This is a genomic window from Lentibacter sp. XHP0401, from assembly GCF_025751535.1.
GTDB lineage: Bacteria > Pseudomonadota > Alphaproteobacteria > Rhodobacterales > Rhodobacteraceae > Lentibacter.
The window spans coordinates 216679-235687 of sequence record NZ_JAOWLC010000005.1; the positions used below are offsets into that span (position 1 = coordinate 216679).

17 protein-coding genes, 2 tRNA genes, 1 pseudogene and 1 riboswitch are annotated in these 19009 nt (G+C 57.6%); of the genes and pseudogenes, 11 read left to right on the plus strand and 9 right to left on the minus strand.

All coding sequences use genetic code 11. From position 1 onward, the window contains the following. The first annotated feature begins 2 nt into the window (after window positions 1–2). The 4 genes and pseudogenes from OE750_RS08825 to OE750_RS08840 form a co-directional block, all read left to right on the plus strand. Window positions 3–440 (plus strand): universal stress protein, encoded by a 438-nt coding sequence (locus tag OE750_RS08825; RefSeq protein WP_263763619.1) that lies wholly within the window; start codon window positions 3–5, stop codon window positions 438–440. Between the two features lie 433 nt (window positions 441–873). Further along, window positions 874–2058, plus strand: a complete 1185-nt coding sequence (locus OE750_RS08830; RefSeq protein ID WP_263763622.1) for a M24 family metallopeptidase — start codon at window positions 874–876, stop codon at window positions 2056–2058. 302 nt (window positions 2059–2360) lie between these two features. Beyond that, window positions 2361–2434 (plus strand) — tRNA-Cys (locus OE750_RS08835). Between the two features lie 53 nt (window positions 2435–2487). Then, window positions 2488–2630, plus strand: a pseudogene (locus tag OE750_RS08840) (protein NO VEIN domain-containing protein); the annotation flags it as partial. Window positions 2631–2676: 46 nt separating this feature from the next. On the opposite strand, the gene OE750_RS08845 reads toward OE750_RS08840, so the two are convergent. The 4 genes from OE750_RS08845 to OE750_RS08860 form a co-directional block, all read right to left on the minus strand. Continuing rightward, window positions 2677–2955 carry a hypothetical protein gene (locus OE750_RS08845; protein WP_263763624.1) on the minus strand — a complete coding sequence of 93 codons (279 nt, stop codon included), beginning with the start codon at window positions 2953–2955 and terminating at the stop codon, window positions 2677–2679. 117 nt (window positions 2956–3072) lie between these two features. Then, window positions 3073–3291, minus strand: a riboswitch (cobalamin riboswitch). Between the two features lie 88 nt (window positions 3292–3379). Continuing rightward, a complete protein-coding gene (locus OE750_RS08850; protein WP_263763626.1) occupies window positions 3380–4396 on the minus strand; it encodes a TAXI family TRAP transporter solute-binding subunit in 1017 nt (338 codons plus the stop codon). Window positions 4397–4423: 27 nt separating this feature from the next. Then, window positions 4424–6328 (minus strand): TRAP transporter permease, encoded by a 1905-nt coding sequence (locus tag OE750_RS08855; protein WP_263763628.1) that lies wholly within the window; start codon window positions 6326–6328, stop codon window positions 4424–4426. Then, window positions 6325–6831, minus strand: coding sequence for a MarR family winged helix-turn-helix transcriptional regulator (locus OE750_RS08860; protein WP_263763629.1), 507 nt, complete (start codon window positions 6829–6831; stop codon window positions 6325–6327). The genes OE750_RS08855 and OE750_RS08860 overlap by 4 nt, the downstream gene beginning before the upstream one ends. Before the next feature lie 105 nt (window positions 6832–6936). On the opposite strand from OE750_RS08860, the gene OE750_RS08865 reads away from it, so the two are divergent. Beyond that, window positions 6937–8586 (plus strand): amidohydrolase, encoded by a 1650-nt coding sequence (locus OE750_RS08865; RefSeq protein WP_263763631.1) that lies wholly within the window; start codon window positions 6937–6939, stop codon window positions 8584–8586. Window positions 8587–8589: 3 nt separating this feature from the next. On the opposite strand, the gene OE750_RS08870 is transcribed toward OE750_RS08865, so the two are convergent. Continuing rightward, a tRNA-Leu gene (locus OE750_RS08870) sits at window positions 8590–8676 on the minus strand. A gap of 67 nt (window positions 8677–8743) precedes the next feature. Here OE750_RS08870 and OE750_RS08875 point away from each other — a divergent pair. Beyond that, window positions 8744–9094, plus strand: a complete 351-nt coding sequence (locus OE750_RS08875; protein WP_263763633.1) for a VOC family protein — start codon at window positions 8744–8746, stop codon at window positions 9092–9094. 23 nt (window positions 9095–9117) lie between these two features. Here OE750_RS08875 and OE750_RS08880 read toward each other — a convergent pair whose 3' ends face one another. Next, on the minus strand, window positions 9118–9609 hold the full coding sequence (locus OE750_RS08880) for an Lrp/AsnC family transcriptional regulator (RefSeq protein ID WP_263763635.1): 492 nt from the start codon (window positions 9607–9609) through the stop codon (window positions 9118–9120). 79 nt (window positions 9610–9688) lie between these two features. Between OE750_RS08880 and putA the strand changes: the two genes are divergently transcribed. The 3 genes from putA to OE750_RS08895 all read left to right on the plus strand — a co-directional run bounded on the left by putA (window position 9689) and on the right by OE750_RS08895 (window position 14365). After that, window positions 9689–13123, plus strand: a complete 3435-nt coding sequence (gene putA / locus OE750_RS08885) for a bifunctional proline dehydrogenase/L-glutamate gamma-semialdehyde dehydrogenase PutA (protein WP_263763637.1) — start codon at window positions 9689–9691, stop codon at window positions 13121–13123. Window positions 13124–13259: 136 nt separating this feature from the next. Continuing rightward, complete coding sequence (locus OE750_RS08890; RefSeq protein WP_263763639.1) at window positions 13260–14000, plus strand: rhomboid family intramembrane serine protease; 741 nt, start codon at window positions 13260–13262, stop codon at window positions 13998–14000. Next, the gene (locus OE750_RS08895; protein WP_263763642.1) at window positions 13997–14365 is read left to right on the plus strand and encodes a GFA family protein; all 369 of its coding nucleotides are present in this window, start codon (window positions 13997–13999) and stop codon (window positions 14363–14365) included. Before OE750_RS08890 ends, OE750_RS08895 begins: the two co-directional genes overlap by 4 nt. Before the next feature lie 3 nt (window positions 14366–14368). Here the strand turns inward: OE750_RS08895 and OE750_RS08900 are convergent, their stop codons facing one another. Beyond that, on the minus strand, window positions 14369–15160 hold the full coding sequence (locus OE750_RS08900) for an inositol monophosphatase family protein (protein WP_263763644.1): 792 nt from the start codon (window positions 15158–15160) through the stop codon (window positions 14369–14371). A 65-nt stretch (window positions 15161–15225) separates the two neighbouring features. Continuing rightward, window positions 15226–16131, minus strand: a complete 906-nt coding sequence (locus OE750_RS08905; RefSeq protein WP_263763646.1) for a LysR family transcriptional regulator — start codon at window positions 16129–16131, stop codon at window positions 15226–15228. A 96-nt stretch (window positions 16132–16227) separates the two neighbouring features. Here OE750_RS08905 and metF point away from each other — a divergent pair, with 96 nt between their 5' ends. Both metF and OE750_RS08915 read left to right on the plus strand, forming a co-directional pair. Continuing rightward, window positions 16228–17103: a methylenetetrahydrofolate reductase [NAD(P)H] gene (metF, locus tag OE750_RS08910; protein ID WP_263763648.1), complete on the plus strand. Its 876-nt coding sequence runs from the start codon at window positions 16228–16230 to the stop codon at window positions 17101–17103. Window positions 17104–17160: 57 nt separating this feature from the next. After that, a complete protein-coding gene (locus tag OE750_RS08915; protein ID WP_263763650.1) occupies window positions 17161–17652 on the plus strand; it encodes a PaaI family thioesterase in 492 nt (163 codons plus the stop codon). Between the two features lie 128 nt (window positions 17653–17780). Here the strand turns inward: OE750_RS08915 and OE750_RS08920 are convergent, their stop codons facing one another. Continuing rightward, window positions 17781–18965: a serine hydrolase domain-containing protein gene (locus OE750_RS08920; RefSeq protein ID WP_263763652.1), complete on the minus strand. Its 1185-nt coding sequence runs from the start codon at window positions 18963–18965 to the stop codon at window positions 17781–17783. Between the last annotated feature and the right edge of the window lie 44 nt (window positions 18966–19009).

The window sequence follows — 19009 nt, forward strand, 5'->3', positions numbered from 1 at the left end:
CTATGTTTGAAAACATCCTAGTCCCTTTTGACGGGTCCGCCCAATCTGAAAGAGCTCTTAGAAAGGCCGTCGAGCTTGCACAGCTTTGCAACGCGAAGATGATGATTCTTACGGTTTACCGGCACCACTCCATGCTGGAAGCATCATTCTCGATGGTGCGTGGCGCAGAGCACGACACGCCAGACAAGGCTTTGGCAGCAGGCGCAACCGAGATCGCAAACAACGGACGCAAGATCGCGAATGACTGCGGGTTTACCGACGTACGGGCCTTCGTAAGGTCCGGTCAAATCTCCCGCACAATCGTGGAGTTTGCAAAGAAACACGAGACGGATTTGATAGTGCTGGGCTCTCGTGGAAACGGCGCAATCGACGGCTATTTGCTCGGCAGCGTGTCACATAAAGTGACAGGACTGGCCAAGCAACCGGTCCTTGTTGTCTGACATCTATATCCGCGTGTGGCCACAGATTGGTCGCACCCCTCGCAGAAACATGGTCTTATTTTCTGTTTTTGCACATCAAAGATACGTTTAGCTCCTACACAGCTTTACCCGTAAAAAAACGCGATTGGCGCAACACCAAGCCATGCGTTGCGCGCAACCAGCCTAGCCTTATTGCCAGTTACAAAGCCCCGTAAGCTCCCCAATGATGTGAGGTGCTGATGACAAATCATCGAAGAGTCGGAGGCGTTCCGTTTGATGGCGTATTTGGTCGATAAAACCCGCGAAAAAGGGGCAATAGTGCCTATATTCAACACTAAAATCCGATCACAAATCCCTGAATAAGTAACCACCGTCGATTTGACCGGTACTGGCGCTCAAGGTTCTGTAATCGCGATACGTGCCCTTTGCGGCACTCAAAACCAAAGGCTGGCACATGACAACATATCAAAAAAACTTCACAACAGACGAATACCAGCGCCGTATCACCAAGACCCGCGCCAGTATGTCTGCCAAGGGTCTCGATGCAATTTTCATGATTGACCCGTCGAATATGTCATGGATCACAGGCTATGACGGCTGGTCGTTTTACGTCTTTCAGGGGGTCATCCTGACCCATGAGGGCGACCCGATCTGGTGGGGCCGCGCAATGGATGCACTTGGTGCGCGCCGCACTGTCTTTATGGAAGAAGATGATCAGATTCGCGGCTACGACGACACTTTCGTACAAAACCCCGAGAAGCATCCGATGGAAGATCTTGCTTTACTTCTGGCCGAGGTCGGGCTGGAGGCCGCAACCATAGGCGTGGAGATGGACAACTACTATTACTCCGCCAGAGCTCATGAAAAGCTGATAACGGCTCTGCCAAAGGCCACATTCAAAGACGCAACTGGGCTGGTTAACTGGCAGCGCGCTGTTAAATCGGAACGCGAAATTGAATACATGCAGCGTGCCGCCCGTATCACAGAAGCAATGCATGAACGCATTTTCGAGTTCGCCGAGCCGGGCGTTCGCAAAAACGAACTTATCGCAGAAATCTATGCAACGAGCATCCGCGGTATTGACGGGTTTTGGGGGGACTACCCTGCCATTGTGCCGATGGCTCCATCGGGCCTTGACGCCACCGCACCGCATCTGACGTGGGATGACCGCCCCATGCAATCAGGTGAAGCAACATTCTTTGAAATCGCGGGCGCACACCGCCGCTATCAATGCCCACAGTCGCGCACCTTGTTTCTAGGCGAGGTCCCCCAAAAGTATCGTGATGCAGAATCCGCTGTGCTCGACGCAATCGAGGCCGGTCTGGAGCAGGCTAAACCAGGCAATCAGGCACAGGACATCGCGAACGCCTTCAACGCCACGCTAAATAAGGCCGGGTTCGAAAAGGACAGCCGTTGTGGCTATGCCATCGGCATCAGCTACCCCCCGGATTGGGGCGAGCGAACCATATCTTTCCGGCGCGGCGATACCACCATACTGGAAGCGGGAATGACGTTCCACTTCATGCCGGCACTGTGGCTGGATGATGGCGGACTGGAAATCACCGAACCAATTCTGATCACTGAAGACGGCCACGAATGCCTGTGCAATACCAAGCGCGAACTTTGGGTGAAATCATAACCGGGGCTCAGGTTCCTCCACTACATCCGCAAGGCCGACATCACGGTGCCCTGAATGTCCCCACAGTTGCACATTGCACTGCATCCCGCGTTGATCCTTACTGATGGACATCTCCTTCGCCCCAAGTCCGGGGTGGAAGAGATGTCTCCAGACCAGCAGAGTGCCAACAATAAATAACCCTTCACCTCCGATGGGCCGCCTCAAACGATCGGCAAAAAGACGGACACAAAGCAAGAAAGTAAGAACTGGCCGTTTACCCCCTTGCAGGCGCGGCAAGGAAACCCTAAGAAACCCATGGCTTCGGCGAGTTGGCGGAGTGGTTACGCAGCGGATTGCAAATCCGTGTACAGGAGTTCGATTCTCCTACTCGCCTCCATTTCCATATGGACCAAAATACAGCATCAGAGGCCGATTAAGAGCATACTCTAGCGCCAGAGCCTGCGAGATGCGGAGTGTGATGACAGTGCCAGCCTCACACCAGAGGGTCCTCCGCGGCTCATCGAAGTCAAAACCATCAACGGATGGGGCAAGCCCCCTTTCACATATCGCGCACTGAATTGGCCGTTGCCGAAGCCATCCCTTTCGCTGGCGAACTTTCAAGCCAGTTCTCCTTGTGCACTAGATACGCTGACGCCGAGACTTTGCGCCGCCACGGCGGCGTTTTTGAGGCAACGCAAGGCTCATGGGTCGGGGCGGCATAAGTAAAGATTCCTCGATAAGAGCGCAAAACACCGCCACGGCAGGGTCGGTCTGTCGGAATTTTTCCGCCGCCTTCAAAGCATACTCGGCTTGTAGCGGGAAGCTTGCGCAGCCCTTAAGGCTGCCGAGCCACTGCATAAAGCCCATTCGGGCCAGTTCGGCCACTCGATCTTCAGTGTCAGTTTGTGTCTGCAACATGTGCAGCGTTCTTTCCAAAATCATAGCGCCCTCCGCGCGAATCGTTTGGGCAAAGGGCTTGGAAAGAGAGATCGCGGCATAAGCCATCAGCAATCACCCGTTCCGAGGCACCCCGCCCGGTGGTTGACATCTGATGGCAGGTCTCCTGACTTGCGGGTCAAAGCGCGTCTCCGTCCTTCCCGAGCACATCTTGCTCAGTGGATGTTTCGGAGGGCGCTCGCCGCTTACAGTTGCGGGGGCAGTCGCGGAATAAGCCATATGCCGTTGAAGGCGGGCCGCACCGTGTTCCCATTTTCATCTGACAAACTGGCCAGAACCATCTAAGGCCAGTTATGCAGCCGCGCCTGTCTCTGTCAATCGAGCAAATCGGCAACGCAAAAGGCCCGCAGCCTAAGCCACGGGCCTTGCTCACAATTTAGTTCGCTCAGTTGCCTTTGGTAAAGACAACTGGCTCAGGAATGTCCCAACCCGCTTCGCGGTAGTAGCGTTCTGCACCAGGGTGCAGGCGGCTGGCGATGAGGGCAAGGCCGTCTTCCTTGGTGATCGTGTTCGGCATCCATGCCGCAGCCTCATGGATATCGCTCAGGTTCTCCCAGATCGCTTTGGTAACCTGATAAACCACCTCTTCATCCACATGCATACCGGCGCTGAAATTCACAATCGCGCCATGGGTGCGTATGCTAGACTCATTCATTTGGTTCTCGCCATATGTACCCGCAGCAATCTCGTTAACGGTGCCACCTGTCGCAGGGTTGATCGAAAGCTTCTCGATCGGCACATCCAGAAGGCGAATCTCTTTGGTCAGTGAAAACTGCTGGATAGACGGGCTCGGCGAGTTGGTCGGAAGTACAATCACGTCGACTTTATCATCCTGAAATGCCTGAATCGCCGCATCATAGCCAAACTCCACCAGGTTCATATCTTCTGGTGTCAGGCCTGTGGCTGCCTTTACATTAGTCGTCACTACGTTTTTTGCAGCCCCGCCCGGAGGACCGAAGAAAACCGTTTTACCCTTCATGTCATCGAGCGTCATAATGCCTGAATCCGCACGCGTCACATAGTGATACGGCCCCATCTGGTAAGAGAAAATCATCCCAACGCCCTTTTCAAGTTCGGGAGCCGCGGCCATGTCTTTGAAGGGGCCGATGTTGTTGACCATCAGCCAGTTGATGGTCGGCGAGCCAAAGAGGAAATCAACCTTGCCCATGCCCGCGTCAACCATGTGCTTGGTCGCAGCGCCCGTCGCGCGCACCTGAAACTCCACGCCATCAACCTTGGTGTTGACCACCTTGGAAATCGCCGTGTTGACCACGAAGGGCGACATACCCGGCGCGATTGAGGTAACCTTATAAATCTCGGCAACTGCAGCACTGGCCATTAGCCCGCCCGCAACGGCCCCTACAGCGGCAAAGCGCAGTGTTTTGGCAAACATATCCTTCATAGTTTTCTCCCTTTTATGTTGGTTGTTTTACGCTGGTTGCACCGTCAAACGGCGTGAGAAAAGTCCTGCAACAAGTGTGAGTATGAGAGCCGGAACATAGACCATCGGAATGGGGATCATGGCCCCGACCCCGATGATAAAGCGCACGCCTGACTGGCCAATGCCGATCCGCCCCAACATCGGGTCCGCGCGGCCCAACGAGGTGGCAAACATCCAGATCGCGGCAAGGAGGCGGAGCATTGTGATAACAAGCTCGCTCCAGCTAAACTCCCCCGCGACCAGAAGGAGCGAGGGCGAATAAACAAAGACATAGGGCACAAGCAGCCCGACAATCGAAATACGCAGCGCAACGAAGGCCGTTTGCAAAGGGTTGCCCCCCGCAATGGGCGCGGCCACATAACAGCCATAGGCGATAGGCGGCACAATCGAAGAATAAACCGCATAGTAAAGCACGAACATATGCGCCGCGAGCGGCAGCACCCCTGCCTTGATGATCGCAGGCGCAATCATGATCGCAATAATGAGATAAGCGGGCAGCGTGGGCAGCCCCATGCCAAGGATGAGCGCCCCGAACATCGCCAGAATGAGCGCCATGATGAGATAGTCCTCACCCCAGCCTGAAATTGCTGTGGCAAAACGGATAGCCACGCCTGTTTCGTTGATGACCGCCAGCACAACGCCAATAACAGCAACTGCCAGCATAATCTGTGCGGAAGATATACCCCCAGCCACCAGCGCATCCCAGATTCGCTTGGGTTCGCGGCGGAAGTTGGGGTTAAGAACAAAGCCCGCACCTATGGCTGTGAGCACACCCACAAGCCCCGCTGTGGCAGGCGATTTGCCCATCAGGAAAGTGGCCATCAGCATCGCAATGGGCAAGAACACGAGAAGTGAATTAAGCCAGTCCCGCGCTGTGAGCACGGGCAGGTCTTCCTTGGCCATTGGTTTGATATCAAGCCGGATCGCCTCGGCGTAAACCTGCGCAAATAGGCCGATGTATTTGAACAAAGCAGGCAGGGCTGCGGCAGCAATCACCATGGCGAAGGGCATGCCCACAAGATCGGCCATGATAAAGACCGCTGCCGCCATGATCGGCGGGGTGAGTTGCCCGCCCGAGGAGGCCGCTGTTTCAACTGCGCCCGCAAAGTTAGCCGAAAAGCCCTGTCGCTTGATCATAGGGATCGTGAACACGCCAGTGCCTGCAATATTAGCCGCAACGGAGCCTGACATCATGCCAAAGACTGCACTCGCCACAATGGCCGCATGAGCCGCGCCGCCACGGATACGGCCTGTGAGAGCCGTGGAAATATGAATGAGGCTTTCGCCCGCCCCTGTGCGCTCGAGCACCGCTCCGAAGATGAGGAAGATCAGCACATTATCGGCCACAAGCCCGGTCGTGCGGCCAAAGACACCGTCAAAGGAATACCAGACAATCTGCATGAAATCGGCGATGTTTGTGCCGAAATGCTTGAGAATACTGGGCAGATACGGCCCAGCAAAGCCGAAGGCCACAAAGCAAAGCGCCATAATTACAAGAGACCAACCCCATGCGCGAATGGTCAGTAAGATGATCGCGGCAACGCCCATGAGGCCGCCCGCGATGTTCATCGGAGTCGCCATGTAGAACCCTGTCCAAAGCTCAGCCTTGACGCGGTAAAACCAGATCGCCGAGAAGACAAACGCCGCCACGAGAAGCGCATCAAACACATAGCCAAGCCACGGTGCGCGCTCGAAAAGCTGGGTCTTGGCGGCGGACTGCGTGAGCAGCACAATCGCCGAGCTAAGCGCAATCACACCAAAGCGGGCTGTCACCTCATCGAGCGTGAAAAACGCGATGACCGCAATCACAACAAGCGAGAACACCCCCGCCAGAACGCCTCCGGCCTGTTGCAGCGGGGTTTGTGGGCCAGTTGGCGTCAACCCTTCGCTCATAGTGTAACCCCTTCCGCTTTTGCTCTCTCGATGCTGTGCGCCGTCAGCTTATCGAGCAGCCGCAAAAACTCGGCGCACTCATCTGGTGTGAAGCAGCCCACAACGCTTTCGTTACGCATAGCAGCCTCGGCAAGCACCCGCCCGTGCAGTTCCCGCCCTGCCCTGGTCAGCGAAAGCGTCACAACGCGGCGGTCTTCTTGTGAGGGGTGGGTTGTAAGAAACCCGCGGCCAACCAGCCCGCTAACCACGCGGCTGAGTTGGCCTTTATCCATCAAAAGCATCTTGCGCACATCAGAAACCACGGCAGGCGACAAAGCCTCGGTCAGCCCTATCACACGCCACTCGTTCAGCGTCACACCGAGCCGATTTTGGAAGTTCGCGCCGCCAAGCCGCTCGTTGAGCAGATTGAAACGAGCAATTCGAAAAGAAAGCGCATCCGTCACCGCCTCAATTGGCGGATGGATTTGCTCCACGTCAGCTTGCTCTGCTTTTCTGGCTTGCATGTCTGGCCCTCCCCTTTCCTTAACAGTGTCAATTTAGTTGATTAAGTCAACAAATTTTTGACAATATGTCGCACCTCAGCCAATATCCGCTAAAAGGAGTCCCCAATGCCCCATCCGATCCCCGACGAAATTCTCACAGGTGGAAGGCTTCTGACAATGGATCCGCACCAGCCCCTCGCCAGCGCAATGGCACTTGCCGGCGGCCGCATTCTGGCCGTAGGCACGGACGCCGAAATCGAAGCGCTGACAGGCGCTGGCACAAAGCACACGCGGCTTCACGGGCGGCATATTATGCCTGGGCTTGTCGAAAGCCACACCCATGCGCTGTGGGGCGCGTGCCGTGATTTGTTTGATGTTTATGTCGGTTATAGCGCGAGCCTCGCAGAGCTTATCAAGGCCACCCGCACCCGTGCAGCAAGCCTGCCAGAGGGCACGCCTGTCAGCGGTGGTCCATGGCGCCATGAAATGCGGACCGAAATGGGCGCGCGCCCGCGTAATCTGCTGGATGATGTGAGCCGTGCACACCCGATCGTGCTGTTTGACACCTCGCAACATCTGGCTTGGGCCAACTCTCTGGCGATCGAGAAGGCGGGCCTTGGCGGCGTGCCAGACGATATCAAAGGCGGCGTAATCGAGCGCAACGAAGATGGCACTGCCAGCGGCATTTTCGCCGAAGCCGCCACAAGTCCACTGCGTGCACTCACAGCCTATACCGATGTGCAAATGGCCGAGGCCGCGCGCAAATTCACCCGTTATTTCAATGCCCTCGGCTTCACCGCCTTCAAAGAGCCGATGGCCTACGAACCGGAATTGCGCGCTTATCATGCCGCCGATCAGCGCGGAGAGATGACGCTTCACGCCGCCGCGCATATCGTCAAGGCAGGTATCGCGGCAGGTCACGTGAGCTACACCGAAATGGAACGCCTGCGCACAACCTTCCGCAGTGAAAACCTCCGCACGGATTACGCCAAGCTCTTCCTTGATGGCGTTGCCCCCGGCTTCACCGCGTCTTTTGCCGAACCCTACCTTGCCAGTTCGGGCTATGACGTGGCCAACCACACCCCCGATGCCACCTTACTGATTGACCCGGCCGAGCACGCAGCCATCGTGACCGAGCTTGATGCGCGCGGCTTCACCGTGAAGATGCACGCCGTCGGCGACAACGCCATCGCCAAGGGGCTTGATGCTATTGCCGCCGCACGCGCGGCCAACGGGCCAAGTGGGCTGCGCCACGAGATTGCCCATTGCACCTTTGTCTCCGATGCCGACTTGGCACGCTTTGCCGCTCTTGGTGCGGTGGCCGAAATGTCACCCAAGCTCTGGTATCCAAACGCCGCAACACCCGCGCAAACCGCTGTTTTGGGCAAAAAACGGCTCGAGAAATGTCACCGCTTTGCCGACCTGCTCGCCGCCAAAGCCGAGATGACATATGCTTCCGACTGGCCGGCCTCGGCCCCGGATGCAAACCCGTGGACAGGGCTTGCAGGTATGTTAACGCGGCGCGATGTAACGGGGCAGTTCGGCGGCACGGTCGGCCCTGCGCAGGCCATCAGCCTTGCCCAAGCGCTGCCCCTGTTCACACTCCAAGGTGCGCGCAGTTTGCGCATGGAAGCCGAAACAGGCTCTCTCACCGCAGGAAAATGGGCGGACTTTATCACCCTGCCAAAATTGCTTTCCGAGATGACACCCGAAGAAATCGGTGCTTGCGCACCATTGCAAACCCGCTGGAAGGGCCGCATTGTTTATGAGGATTAATGCTGGTACCCGCGGCCGGACTCGAACCGGCACGGCCTATACGGCCTAGAGATTTTAAGTCTCCTGTGTCTACCATTCCACCACGCAGGCCAGCGCAGCTTGCCTAAACCGAGCAGCGGATAAAAACAATCCGCTTCTTTCATCAGAAAGCCGCAACATGACTGTTAAACGCATCACTGCCAACTTGAACACCCGCTCTGTGAGCGAGATGCGCAGCTTTTATAACGCTCTTTTCGGACTTGATGTGCTAATGGATCACGGCTGGATGGCCACACTCGGAACACGGTCTGATGCGCCCGTCCAATTAAGCATCGCAACAGAAGGTGGCGAAGGTACCCCCGTGCCGGAAATTTCGATCGAGGTGGACGATCTTGATGAAGTGCTCGCAAAAGCCCGCGCGCTTGAGCACGATATTCTTTACGGCCCGGAAACCGAAAGCTGGGGCGTGCGCCGCTTCATGCTGCACGACCCGTCAGACAACCTCATCAACGTGCTGATGCACATCTAAAGCGGGCCGCCCTGCCCCATTGGTCACATAACATCCGCGAGAGTTGTTTCTTTCACCGCCTGCATCGCCACATAAGTCGAGGTTGAAGAGACATAAGGCAGCGTTGAAATCTGCTCGGCCATAACAATGCGGTAGTCGTTCATGTTCTGGGTGCGGACCTTGAGTAGGTAGTCAAAATTCGCGGCCATGAGATGCACCTGCTCGATCTGCGGGATCTTGGAAACAGCTGCATTAAACGCCGCCAGCGCCTTTTCTCGGGTGTCCGATAGGCGCACTTCAACAAAAGAAACGTGATCCAACCCCAAGCGGATCGGGTCAAACAGCGCTTTATAGCCGGTGATAACCCCCGTCTGCTCCAGCCGTTTAAGCCGCGCTTGCGTGGGTGATTTGGAGAGACCAATGCGCTGCGCAAGCTCGGTAACGGGGATTCGCCCGTCTGACGCAAGCACAGAGAGAATCTTACGATCAAACCAATCCAGATCTACTTGACCTTTAATTCCGACATTGACAGCCATTTTGACCCGCTTTCTCCATAAGATCAGGAATATCACCCGATTAAACAAGATTACATAGGACGAAATGGAGGAGTTTGCCATGCCTAAGAATCCACTTCGTTCTGCAATCAGCACCAATATGTATGCCAATGAAGCCAAAACGCTTCAGCGCCTCATTGTCGAGGCCGGCCTCTCTAAGGAAACCCGCACACGGATTTCGGCAGACGCTGCAACTCTCGTGCATGGCATTCGCAAAAGCTCCAATCCTGGGATGATGGAAGTCTTCCTCGCGGAATACGGCCTTTCTACCGACGAAGGCATCGCCCTCATGTGCCTTGCCGAAGCCTTGCTGCGCGTGCCCGATGCCGAAACGATCGACGCGCTGATCGAGGACAAAATCGCGCAGTCCGATTGGGCCAGCCACATGGGCGAAAGCACCTCACCGCTGGTCAATGCGTCCACTTGGGCGCTCATGCTAACAGGCAAGGTGCTCGACGAGCCCGCCCCCGGCCTCATTGGTACGCTCAGAAGTGCTGTAAAGCGCTTGGGCGAGCCCGTCATCCGCACAGCCGTGGGCCGCGCCATGAAAGAAATGGGCCGTCAGTTCGTGCTCGGAGAAACCATCACAAGCGCAATGGAGCGCGCCGCGAAGATGGAAGCCAAGGGCTATACCTACAGCTACGACATGCTTGGCGAGGCCGCGCGCACCGAAGGTGATGCGAAGCGTTATCACCTCGCGTACAGCCGTGCGATCACGGCCATCGCGCAAGCCTGCACCCGCAGTGAAATCCGGGAAAATCCGGGAATTTCGGTCAAACTCTCCGCTCTGCATCCGCGCTATGAAGAAGCCCAGCGCGCCCGCGTGATGGATGAACTGGCCCCGCGCCTGCGCTCGCTTGCCCTGCTCGCCAAATCCGCTGGTATGGGCCTCAATGTCGACGCCGAAGAAGCCGATCGCCTCGCGCTGTCGATGGATGTGATCGAGGAAGTCCTCTCAGAGCCGTCACTTGCAAACTGGGACGGCTTCGGCGTTGTTGTGCAAGCCTACGGGCAACGCGCAGGCGATGCGATCGACTATCTCAACGCACTGGCAACGCGGCTTGACCGCCGTATCATGGTCCGCCTTGTGAAAGGCGCGTACTGGGACACCGAAGTGAAGCGCGCGCAGGTTGAAGGTGTTGTGGGCTTCCCTGTATTCACAGCCAAACCCGCGACCGATGTGAGCTACATCGCCAATGCGAAGAAGCTGCTGGGCATGACAAGCCGCATCTATCCGCAGTTCGCCACGCACAATGCCCACACGGTTGCCGCCGTTCTCGACATGGCCAAGGACATGGGCGTGAGCAATGACGCCTACGAGTTCCAGCGCCTTCACGGCATGGGCGAGGCGCTGCATGATATCGTGCTCAAAGGCCGTGGTTCGCATTGCCGTATCTATGCTCCTGTAGGGGCGCACCGCGATCTGCTCGCCTATCTCGTGCGCCGCCTGCTCGAAAACGGAGCCAACTCAAGCTTTGTGAACCAGATCGTAGACGAGGATGTCCCCGCCGAAGAAGTCGCGGCCTGCCCGTTTGACGCGCTGGCAACCGCTCAGCCCAACATCACCGAAGCGCCCGACTTGTTTGCGCCCGAGCGGGCCAACTCGAAGGGCTTTGACATCACTCACGAGCCAACACTTGCGCGCATCGAGAAGGCACGCAAACCCTATGCCGTGCATGTCTGGGAGGCGGCCCCCCTGCTCGCAGGCAAGGCCAAACCGCAGAAAACCCATACGGCGCTTAACCCTGCAAACCCGGCCGATACCGTGGGTAAAGTTGCCTTCGCCTCGAAGACCGATGTCGAAACTGCGCTGAAGGCCGCGAAGGTATGGGACGCCGCACCAGCCGAGCGCGCCAAGGTGCTCAACAAAGCCGCAGATCTTTATGAAAAGCACTTCGGAGAACTCTTTGCACAGCTCGCGCGCGAAGCGGGCAAGATAATGTCCGACCAGGTGGGCGAGCTGCGCGAAGCCGTCGACTTCCTGCGCTACTACGCCGCCAATGCGCCCCATGAAACGCCAATCGGAACCTTCACCTGCATTTCGCCATGGAACTTCCCGCTGGCAATCTTCACAGGGCAAATCGCCGCCGCTTTGGCGGCTGGCAATGCCGTTCTCGCCAAACCGGCCGAGCAAACCTCACTCATCGCCTACCGCGCGACGCAACTGTTGCACGAAGCGGGCGTGCCTGTCACAGCGCTTCAGCTTCTCCCCGGTGCCGGCGATGTCGGAGCAGCGCTCACGTCTGATCCGCGCATCGGCGGCGTGGCCTTTACAGGCGGCACAGATACAGCGCTGCTCATCCGAAAATCCATGGCCGAAAACCTCGCTCCCGGCGCGCCGCTGATTGCCGAAACCGGCGGGCTGAACGCCATGATCGTAGACAGCACCGCGCTGCCCGAACAGGCCGTGCAAGCCATCGTTGAAAGCGCCTTTCAATCCGCTGGCCAGCGCTGCTCGGCCCTACGCTGCCTTTATGTGCAGGATGATATCGCCGAAGGCTTCACCCATATGCTCAAAGGCGCGATGGAGGAGCTTTCCATGGGCGCACCTTGGCTTCTGAGCACTGATGTCGGGCCCGTCATTGACGAAGAGGCCCGCGCCAGCATTGCCGAGCACATCGAGACTGCACGCGCCGAGGGACGGCTCATGCACGAGTTGCGCACACCGAACTCGGGCACCTTCATCGCGCCAACTCTGATCAAAGTGAGCGGCATCGCGGACATGGGACGCGAAATCTTCGGCCCCGTGCTGCACTTGGCCACGTTCAAATCAAACGAAATCGACCGCGTTGTCGAGGCGATCAATGCCACGGGCTATGGCCTCACTTTTGGCCTGCAAACCCGTATCGACGACCGCGTGCAGCATATTTGCGAGCGTATTCATGCGGGCAATATCTATGTAAACCGCAACCAGATCGGAGCGATTGTCGGCAGCCAGCCTTTTGGCGGCGAAGGCCTTTCCGGCACAGGGCCAAAAGCGGGTGGGCCAAACTATCTGCCGCGCTTTGTGCAACCTGCCACGCAAGCGGCACAAGGCACATGGAGCAGCGCTATGAGTTCGGAGGCGATGCACTCGGCCATTCTGGCAGCACCCGCTGCAAAAACTGCGCAAACTCTGGTGATGCCCGGTCCTACGGGGGAATCCAACAAACTCACGATGGAACCCCGCGCACCGCTTTTGTGCCTCGGCCCAAGCGCCGAAACCGCCGCGGCGCAAGCCGATATGGTACGCGCTTTGGGCGGGGTTGCTGTAAAAGCCACGGGCACTCTGCAAGCAGACGCCTTGGAAACACTCACAGGCTTTTCGGGTGTGCTCTTCTGGGGCAACGAGGCTGAGGCGCGCAGCTATGAACGAGCTTTGTCCAAACGCACAGGAGCGATCTTGCCTCTGATCACAGCCGTTCCGGATGTAGCGCGGGTGATGGGTGAGCGGCATGTTTGTGTGGATACGACAGCTTCGGGCGGGAATGCTGCGCTTTTGGCAGGCCAAGGGTAACTGTTTTCGAATTGCGCTTCGCGCAATCCGATCATGGCGGGGGCTTTGCCCCCGCACCCCCAAGGTATTTTTAAACAGAAGAAGCGGGGCAAAATTTGCGCTTTCCCCTCTGCAGCTTTGGCCTTAGCGTCATGTCATGTTTCCATTTCGCGACCATAACCCGAGCGGGCGCACGCCCTATGTGACCTACGCGCTGATTGCCGTGAATATTGCCGTGTTTCTAAGCTATTGGCATTTGTTCGCAGACCCCCGCGCACTCAATGATTTTTATTTTCAGTATGCGCTCATCCCCGCCGCCATCACCACGGGGCAGGGTTTTGAAGGCTTGTTTACCTCGATGTTTTTACACGGCGGGCTAATGCATCTTGGCGGGAACATGCTGTTTTTATGGATATTTGGCGACAATATGGAAGACGAGATGGGCCATATGGGCTTCCTCGCTTTTTATCTCATGTCAGGGCTTCTGGCGGGCCTGTCGCACGTTGTGTTTGCGCCAGGATCAGCGGTGCCGACTGTGGGTGCGTCCGGCGCGATTGCGGGCGTGATGGGGGGCTACTTGCTGCTCTTCCCGCGCGCCAAGGTCGATATTCTCCTCATCATCGTGATCTTTTTCCGCGTTTTCACATTGCCGGCCTGGATCATGCTTGCGATCTGGTTTGGCATGCAGGCCTTCGGCGGCCTCACAACAAACCCCGACACAGGCGGCGTGGCCTATTGGGCCCATGCCGGCGGGTTTATCGCAGGAATAGCGCTGACCTTTCCTCTGTTCATGCGCCTTGGCGGGCCGCACTTCTGGCATAAGAACGACTTTAAGCCGCCCCACCCCGAGGCGCAGTATGACCCTTCCCGCATCCCAACCATAAGGCGACGCAAATGAACGAATCCCACAAGCTCACCTGCCATTGTGGCGCTGTCGAAATGCTGGTCACTCTCTCAGACGGGCTAAACACCGCGCGGCGCTGTGACTGTTCTTTTTGCCGCCGCCGTGGCGCTGTGGCCGTGAGCGCTCCACTTGACGGGATCAAGATCATCAAGGGCGAGGACAACCTCACGCTTTACCAATGGGGCACGATGACGGCGAAGCATTATTTCTGCAAAACCTGTGGCAACTACACGCACCATCAGCGCCGCTCGAACCCTAATGAATACGGTGTAAACATGGGTGCGCTCGAGGGGGTAAACCCTGCCGAATACGAGCCTATCGAGTGGGCCGACGGCGTGAACCACCCGTCAGACCGTTAACCCTCAGGTGTTGCGGATGAGCTTGCAGAGCGGCTCGAACATGCCTTCATTGGCGCAGATGATCTCACCTGACTCAAGAATGCTTGTCTCGGAGTCGATCGCCTCGGCAAAACCGCCCGCTTCGCGCACGATAAGCATACCAGCGGCCAAATCCCATTCGCTCAAACCGCGCTCCCAGAAACCATCGTAGCGGCCAGCGGCGACATAGGCCATGTCAAGCGAGGCCGCGCCCCAACGGCGCACACCGGCACAGCCGGGCAGCACGCGGGCGAGATCTTTCAATGTAGCCGGCAAATCGCCGTTGCCCGAAAAAGGCAGGCCCGTTGCAAACACACATTCGTTCATACGGCGGCGCCCAGAGACGCGCAGACGGCGGGCATGGTCCTGCCATGCACCGGAGCCTTTTTCAGAGTAAAACATCTCGTCTTTGGCAGGGTCATATATGACCGCCGAAATCACCTCGCCCTTATGCTCCAGCGCGATAGAAACCGCCCAATGCGGCATGCCGTGCAAAAAGTTTGTTGTGCCGTCAAGCGGATCTACGATCCAGCGGCGCGTCGGGTCCTGGCCCTCTTCCACACCGCCTTCTTCCGCGACCCAGCCATAGGTCGGTCGCGCGCCCATCAGTTCTTCCTTGATGATCGCCTCGGAGCGCAAATCAGCTTTGCTGACAAAATCGCCCGCACCCTTCATGGAAACCTGAAGTGCCTCGACCTCGCGAAAATCCTTCACAAGGCTGCGGCCCGCTTTACGGGCGGCTTTGATCATCACGTTAAGATTCGCGCTGCCTTGCATGGCTCAAGCTCCTTCGGGGTTCAAACCGCGGCTATACGCCTTGGCCGCGTTTGGTGCAACCCGCCTCAGCCTCTTTGCAGGCGAATGGGGATTTCCCGCGCCAGCTTGAGGAAATGCGCCATAAACGGAAGGCTCGTATCATCTTCGCGCACGGCGGCGTAAAGCCTTTTGGTCACGCCCTTTTCCGTGAGCGGGCGGGTGATGTAATCTGCCGAGCTTTTCACCTCTCGCAAGACCCAATCCGGCAAAACAGAAACACCACGCCCCGCCGCAACCAGCATGAGGATCACGGCTGTCAGTTCAACTTGTCGCACAGCCAGCGGCTCGACTTTGGCTGGAGTTAACAACTCGGAGAAAATATCGAGCCGCGCGCGCTCCACGGGATAGGTGATCAGCGTTTCGCCTCTGAAATCCTCGGCCTCCACATAGGGCTTCTCCGCCAGCCTGTGTTTGGCAGAAGCCACAAAGACAGGCGCGTAATCAAACAGCGGTACAAATACAACGCCCGTCAGCTTTTCCGGATCCGAAGAGATCACCACATCAACCTCCTCGCGCATGAGCGCGGGCAGGGCCTCAAAAGCAAGGCCGGGGCGGATATCTACATCCACCTCGGGCCAAGGCGCACGGAACTGTTCCAGCACAGGAAAGAGCCACTCGAAACAAGCGTGACATTCAATGGCGATATGGAGCCGCCCTGCGCTGCCTTGGCGCAGGCCCATGAACTCGGCCTCAAGCGCGGCAATTTCGGGCAGAACTTTTTCGGCCACCCGCAGCAGGCGAAAGCCCGCAGAAGACAGCTTCATCGGCTTGCTACGGCGTACAAAAAGCTCGACCCCCGCCTGATCCTCGATGCCCTTGATCTGATGGGACAACGCCGATTGCGTGATATTGAGGCGGTCGGCCGCACGCGCGAGTCCGCCTTCCTCATGAATCGCCTGGATGGTGCGTAAATGGCGGAACTCGATATGCATATGTGAACACACCTCATAATCAGAATGAAAGTTATGAGTTTTTCTCACATCCACACCTCTGCTACAAGGTTCCAACCGCCATGAAAGGCTAGATTTATGACACGCTCTAAAGCACCTGAAGTTTCCTTCGAGTTCTTCCCGCCCAAAAACCTTGAAGCGGCCTTCAAGCTGCATGAGGCCGTGCAATCCCTTGCACCGCTCGCGCCCAAGTTTGTCTCGGTCACCTACGGTGCAGGCGGCACAACCCGCGCACTCACGCGCGAAGCGGCTGAAACACTGCACAAAACGGCTGGCCTGCGCGTGGCAGCCCACCTTACCTGTGTTGATGCGACCCGTAGCGAAACGCTGGAAATTGTCCGTGGCTACGCCAAAGCAGGTATCAAAGACATTGTCGCCCTGCGCGGCGATGCGCCCAAAGGCGCAGGCGGCTTCAAAGCGCACCCTGAAGGATTTGCCGATTCTGTTGAGCTTATCAAAGCGCTCAAAGCGGAAGGCGGCTTCAACATCCGTGTGGGCGCTTACCCTGAGCCACACCCCGATGCAGCCTATGCGGGAGCGGACATCGACCACCTCAAACGCAAGTTCGAAGCAGGCGCCGACGAAGCCATCACCCAGTTTTTCTTCACACCAGAGCCTTTCCTGCGCTTCCGTGATGCCTGCGCCAAAGCTGGCATCGACGGAATGATCACACCCGGTATCATGCCGATTGAAAACTGGAATGGCGCCAAGCGCTTTGCCCAGAGCTGCGGCGCGTCTGTGCCTTCCGAGCTCGACGATGCTTTTGCCAAAGCCGCACGCGACGGGCGCGAAGATCTGCTCGCCACGGCCCAAGCCACAGAACTTTGCGATACTCTGATGGGCGAAGGCGTCGAGCGCTTCCACTTCTACACGCTCAACCGCCCCTCGCTCACCCGCGATATCTGCATGGCGCTCGGCGTCGAGCCCCGCGCAGCCCTGCGCAACGTGGCGTAAAGATTGCGAATGGCTCATGGCCGCTCTAGCGTTTGAGAGATCAGACACGGAGCCCCCATGAGCCAGCAACGCACCATAGCCCAAAGCCCTGAAGACCTCCCCGATCTGGAAGCCACACTCTCCCGCTCGGGGCTTGAATTTATGCAAGACGTGCGCGACGGCAAGCTTGCCGGACCGCCCATCGGGGCGCTTATGGGCTTTTGGCCGACACTTGTGGAAAAGGGCAAAACCGTCTTCACAGGTTCACCCGAATTTTCAGCAACAAACCCGATGGGCACGGTTCATGGTGGCTGGTACGGGACAATCCTTGACAGTTGCATGGCCTGCGCTGTGATGACACTTGTTCCCAAAGGCTCGGTCTATACCACGCTGGAATTCAAGGTGAACATCTTGCGACCCATTCCGCTGGGCACAGAGGTGGAAGCCATCGGAGTGTGCCAGCACGCAGGCCGCTCGACAGGCATTGCCAATGGCGAGATCAGGGGCGTTGAAGATGGCAAGCTCTATGCCACGGGTTCGACCACCTGCATCATTATGAAAATGAAGTAGAGGAATTGCGCCGCGCTTCGCGCGTCGGCCCCAGACCTAAGCAGTTCGCGAAGCGAACGCGAAACCGACAGAGCGCACTTGCTGCGCGGAGTCGGCCCAGGATATTTGCGGCAAGAAAAAGAGGGAGTTTAGTCGAGCAACGCGCCGTGGATAAGCGCCTTCAGTTCGGCACGGTTGGTGTAGCTTGAAGAAGGGATAAGCTGGGTAAAGTAGACCACGCTCATTTGCTCGACAGGGTCTGTCCAGAAGTAAGTGCTGGCCAAGCCGCCCCACCCGAAATCGCCTACAGAGCCGGGAACGCGCACACGCGCAGGGTCAAGCACAACGGCGCCGCCGAGGCCAAAGCCCATGCCGGTCATCGGCATTTCGGCAAAGCTGGCCGCCCCCATCGAGGCAATATCGCCTGCAAGGTGGTTGCTCGCCATGAAGCGCAGTGTGCGCGGGCTAAGCAGGCGCACGTCACCAAGCGCACCACCAAGGCGGATCATCTCGCCAAAGCGCATATAATCATCCAGCGTGCTCACAAGCCCTCCACCGCCCGAATGCATACTCACACGGCCCTCGGCAAAGCGACTGCTTGCATCCGCACAGTCAAAAAGCGCGAGCAGATCGTTTTCCTTCTTTTGATAACAGTCGGCAAAGCGCGCAAGTTTGGACGCAGGGACATCAAAGCCCGTGTCCTGCATCTCAAGCGGGTCAAATATCTCGCGCTGCATTGCTTCGGCCAGCGGCTCCCCCATGATCACCTCGATCACGCGACCGATCACATCAATCCCGACAGAATACTCCCACGCGGCCCCCGGCTGGAAGCAGAGCGGCAGTTCCGCGAGCACCTTGCACCACGCTTCAAGCGTGCTGAATTGCAAGCCAAGCTCCGAAAACGCCTTCGCATACGCTTGCGGTACGATGCCTTCATTGAAACCATAGGTCATACCACTGGTGTGGGTGAGAAGTTCATGCAGGGTTGGCGCGCGGGCAGGCTCTGTCTGATCAAGGCTTCCCGCTCCGTGGCGCAGCGCCCGCATCTGGCCGAACTCGGGTAAATATTGCGAGACAGGCGCATCAAGCACTACTTGCCCGCGCTCGACAAGCATCATGAAAAGCGTTGTTGTGACCAGTTTGGTCATCGAATAAATTCGCACGATGGTGTCACGCTTATAAGCTTGTTCGCGCGCCAGCGAGGCCAAGCCATCGGCGGCAAAAAACGCCTCTTCACCGTGGCGATAGACCAGCAAAGAGGAACCCGAATAGCGCCCCGCCTCACGATAGCCGCGCATCCAGTTTTCGATCCGCTCAAGCCGTGCTTTGTCCATCCGGCCACCTCCCATTTTGCTGCACCATACTGCTTGTGCTGCGC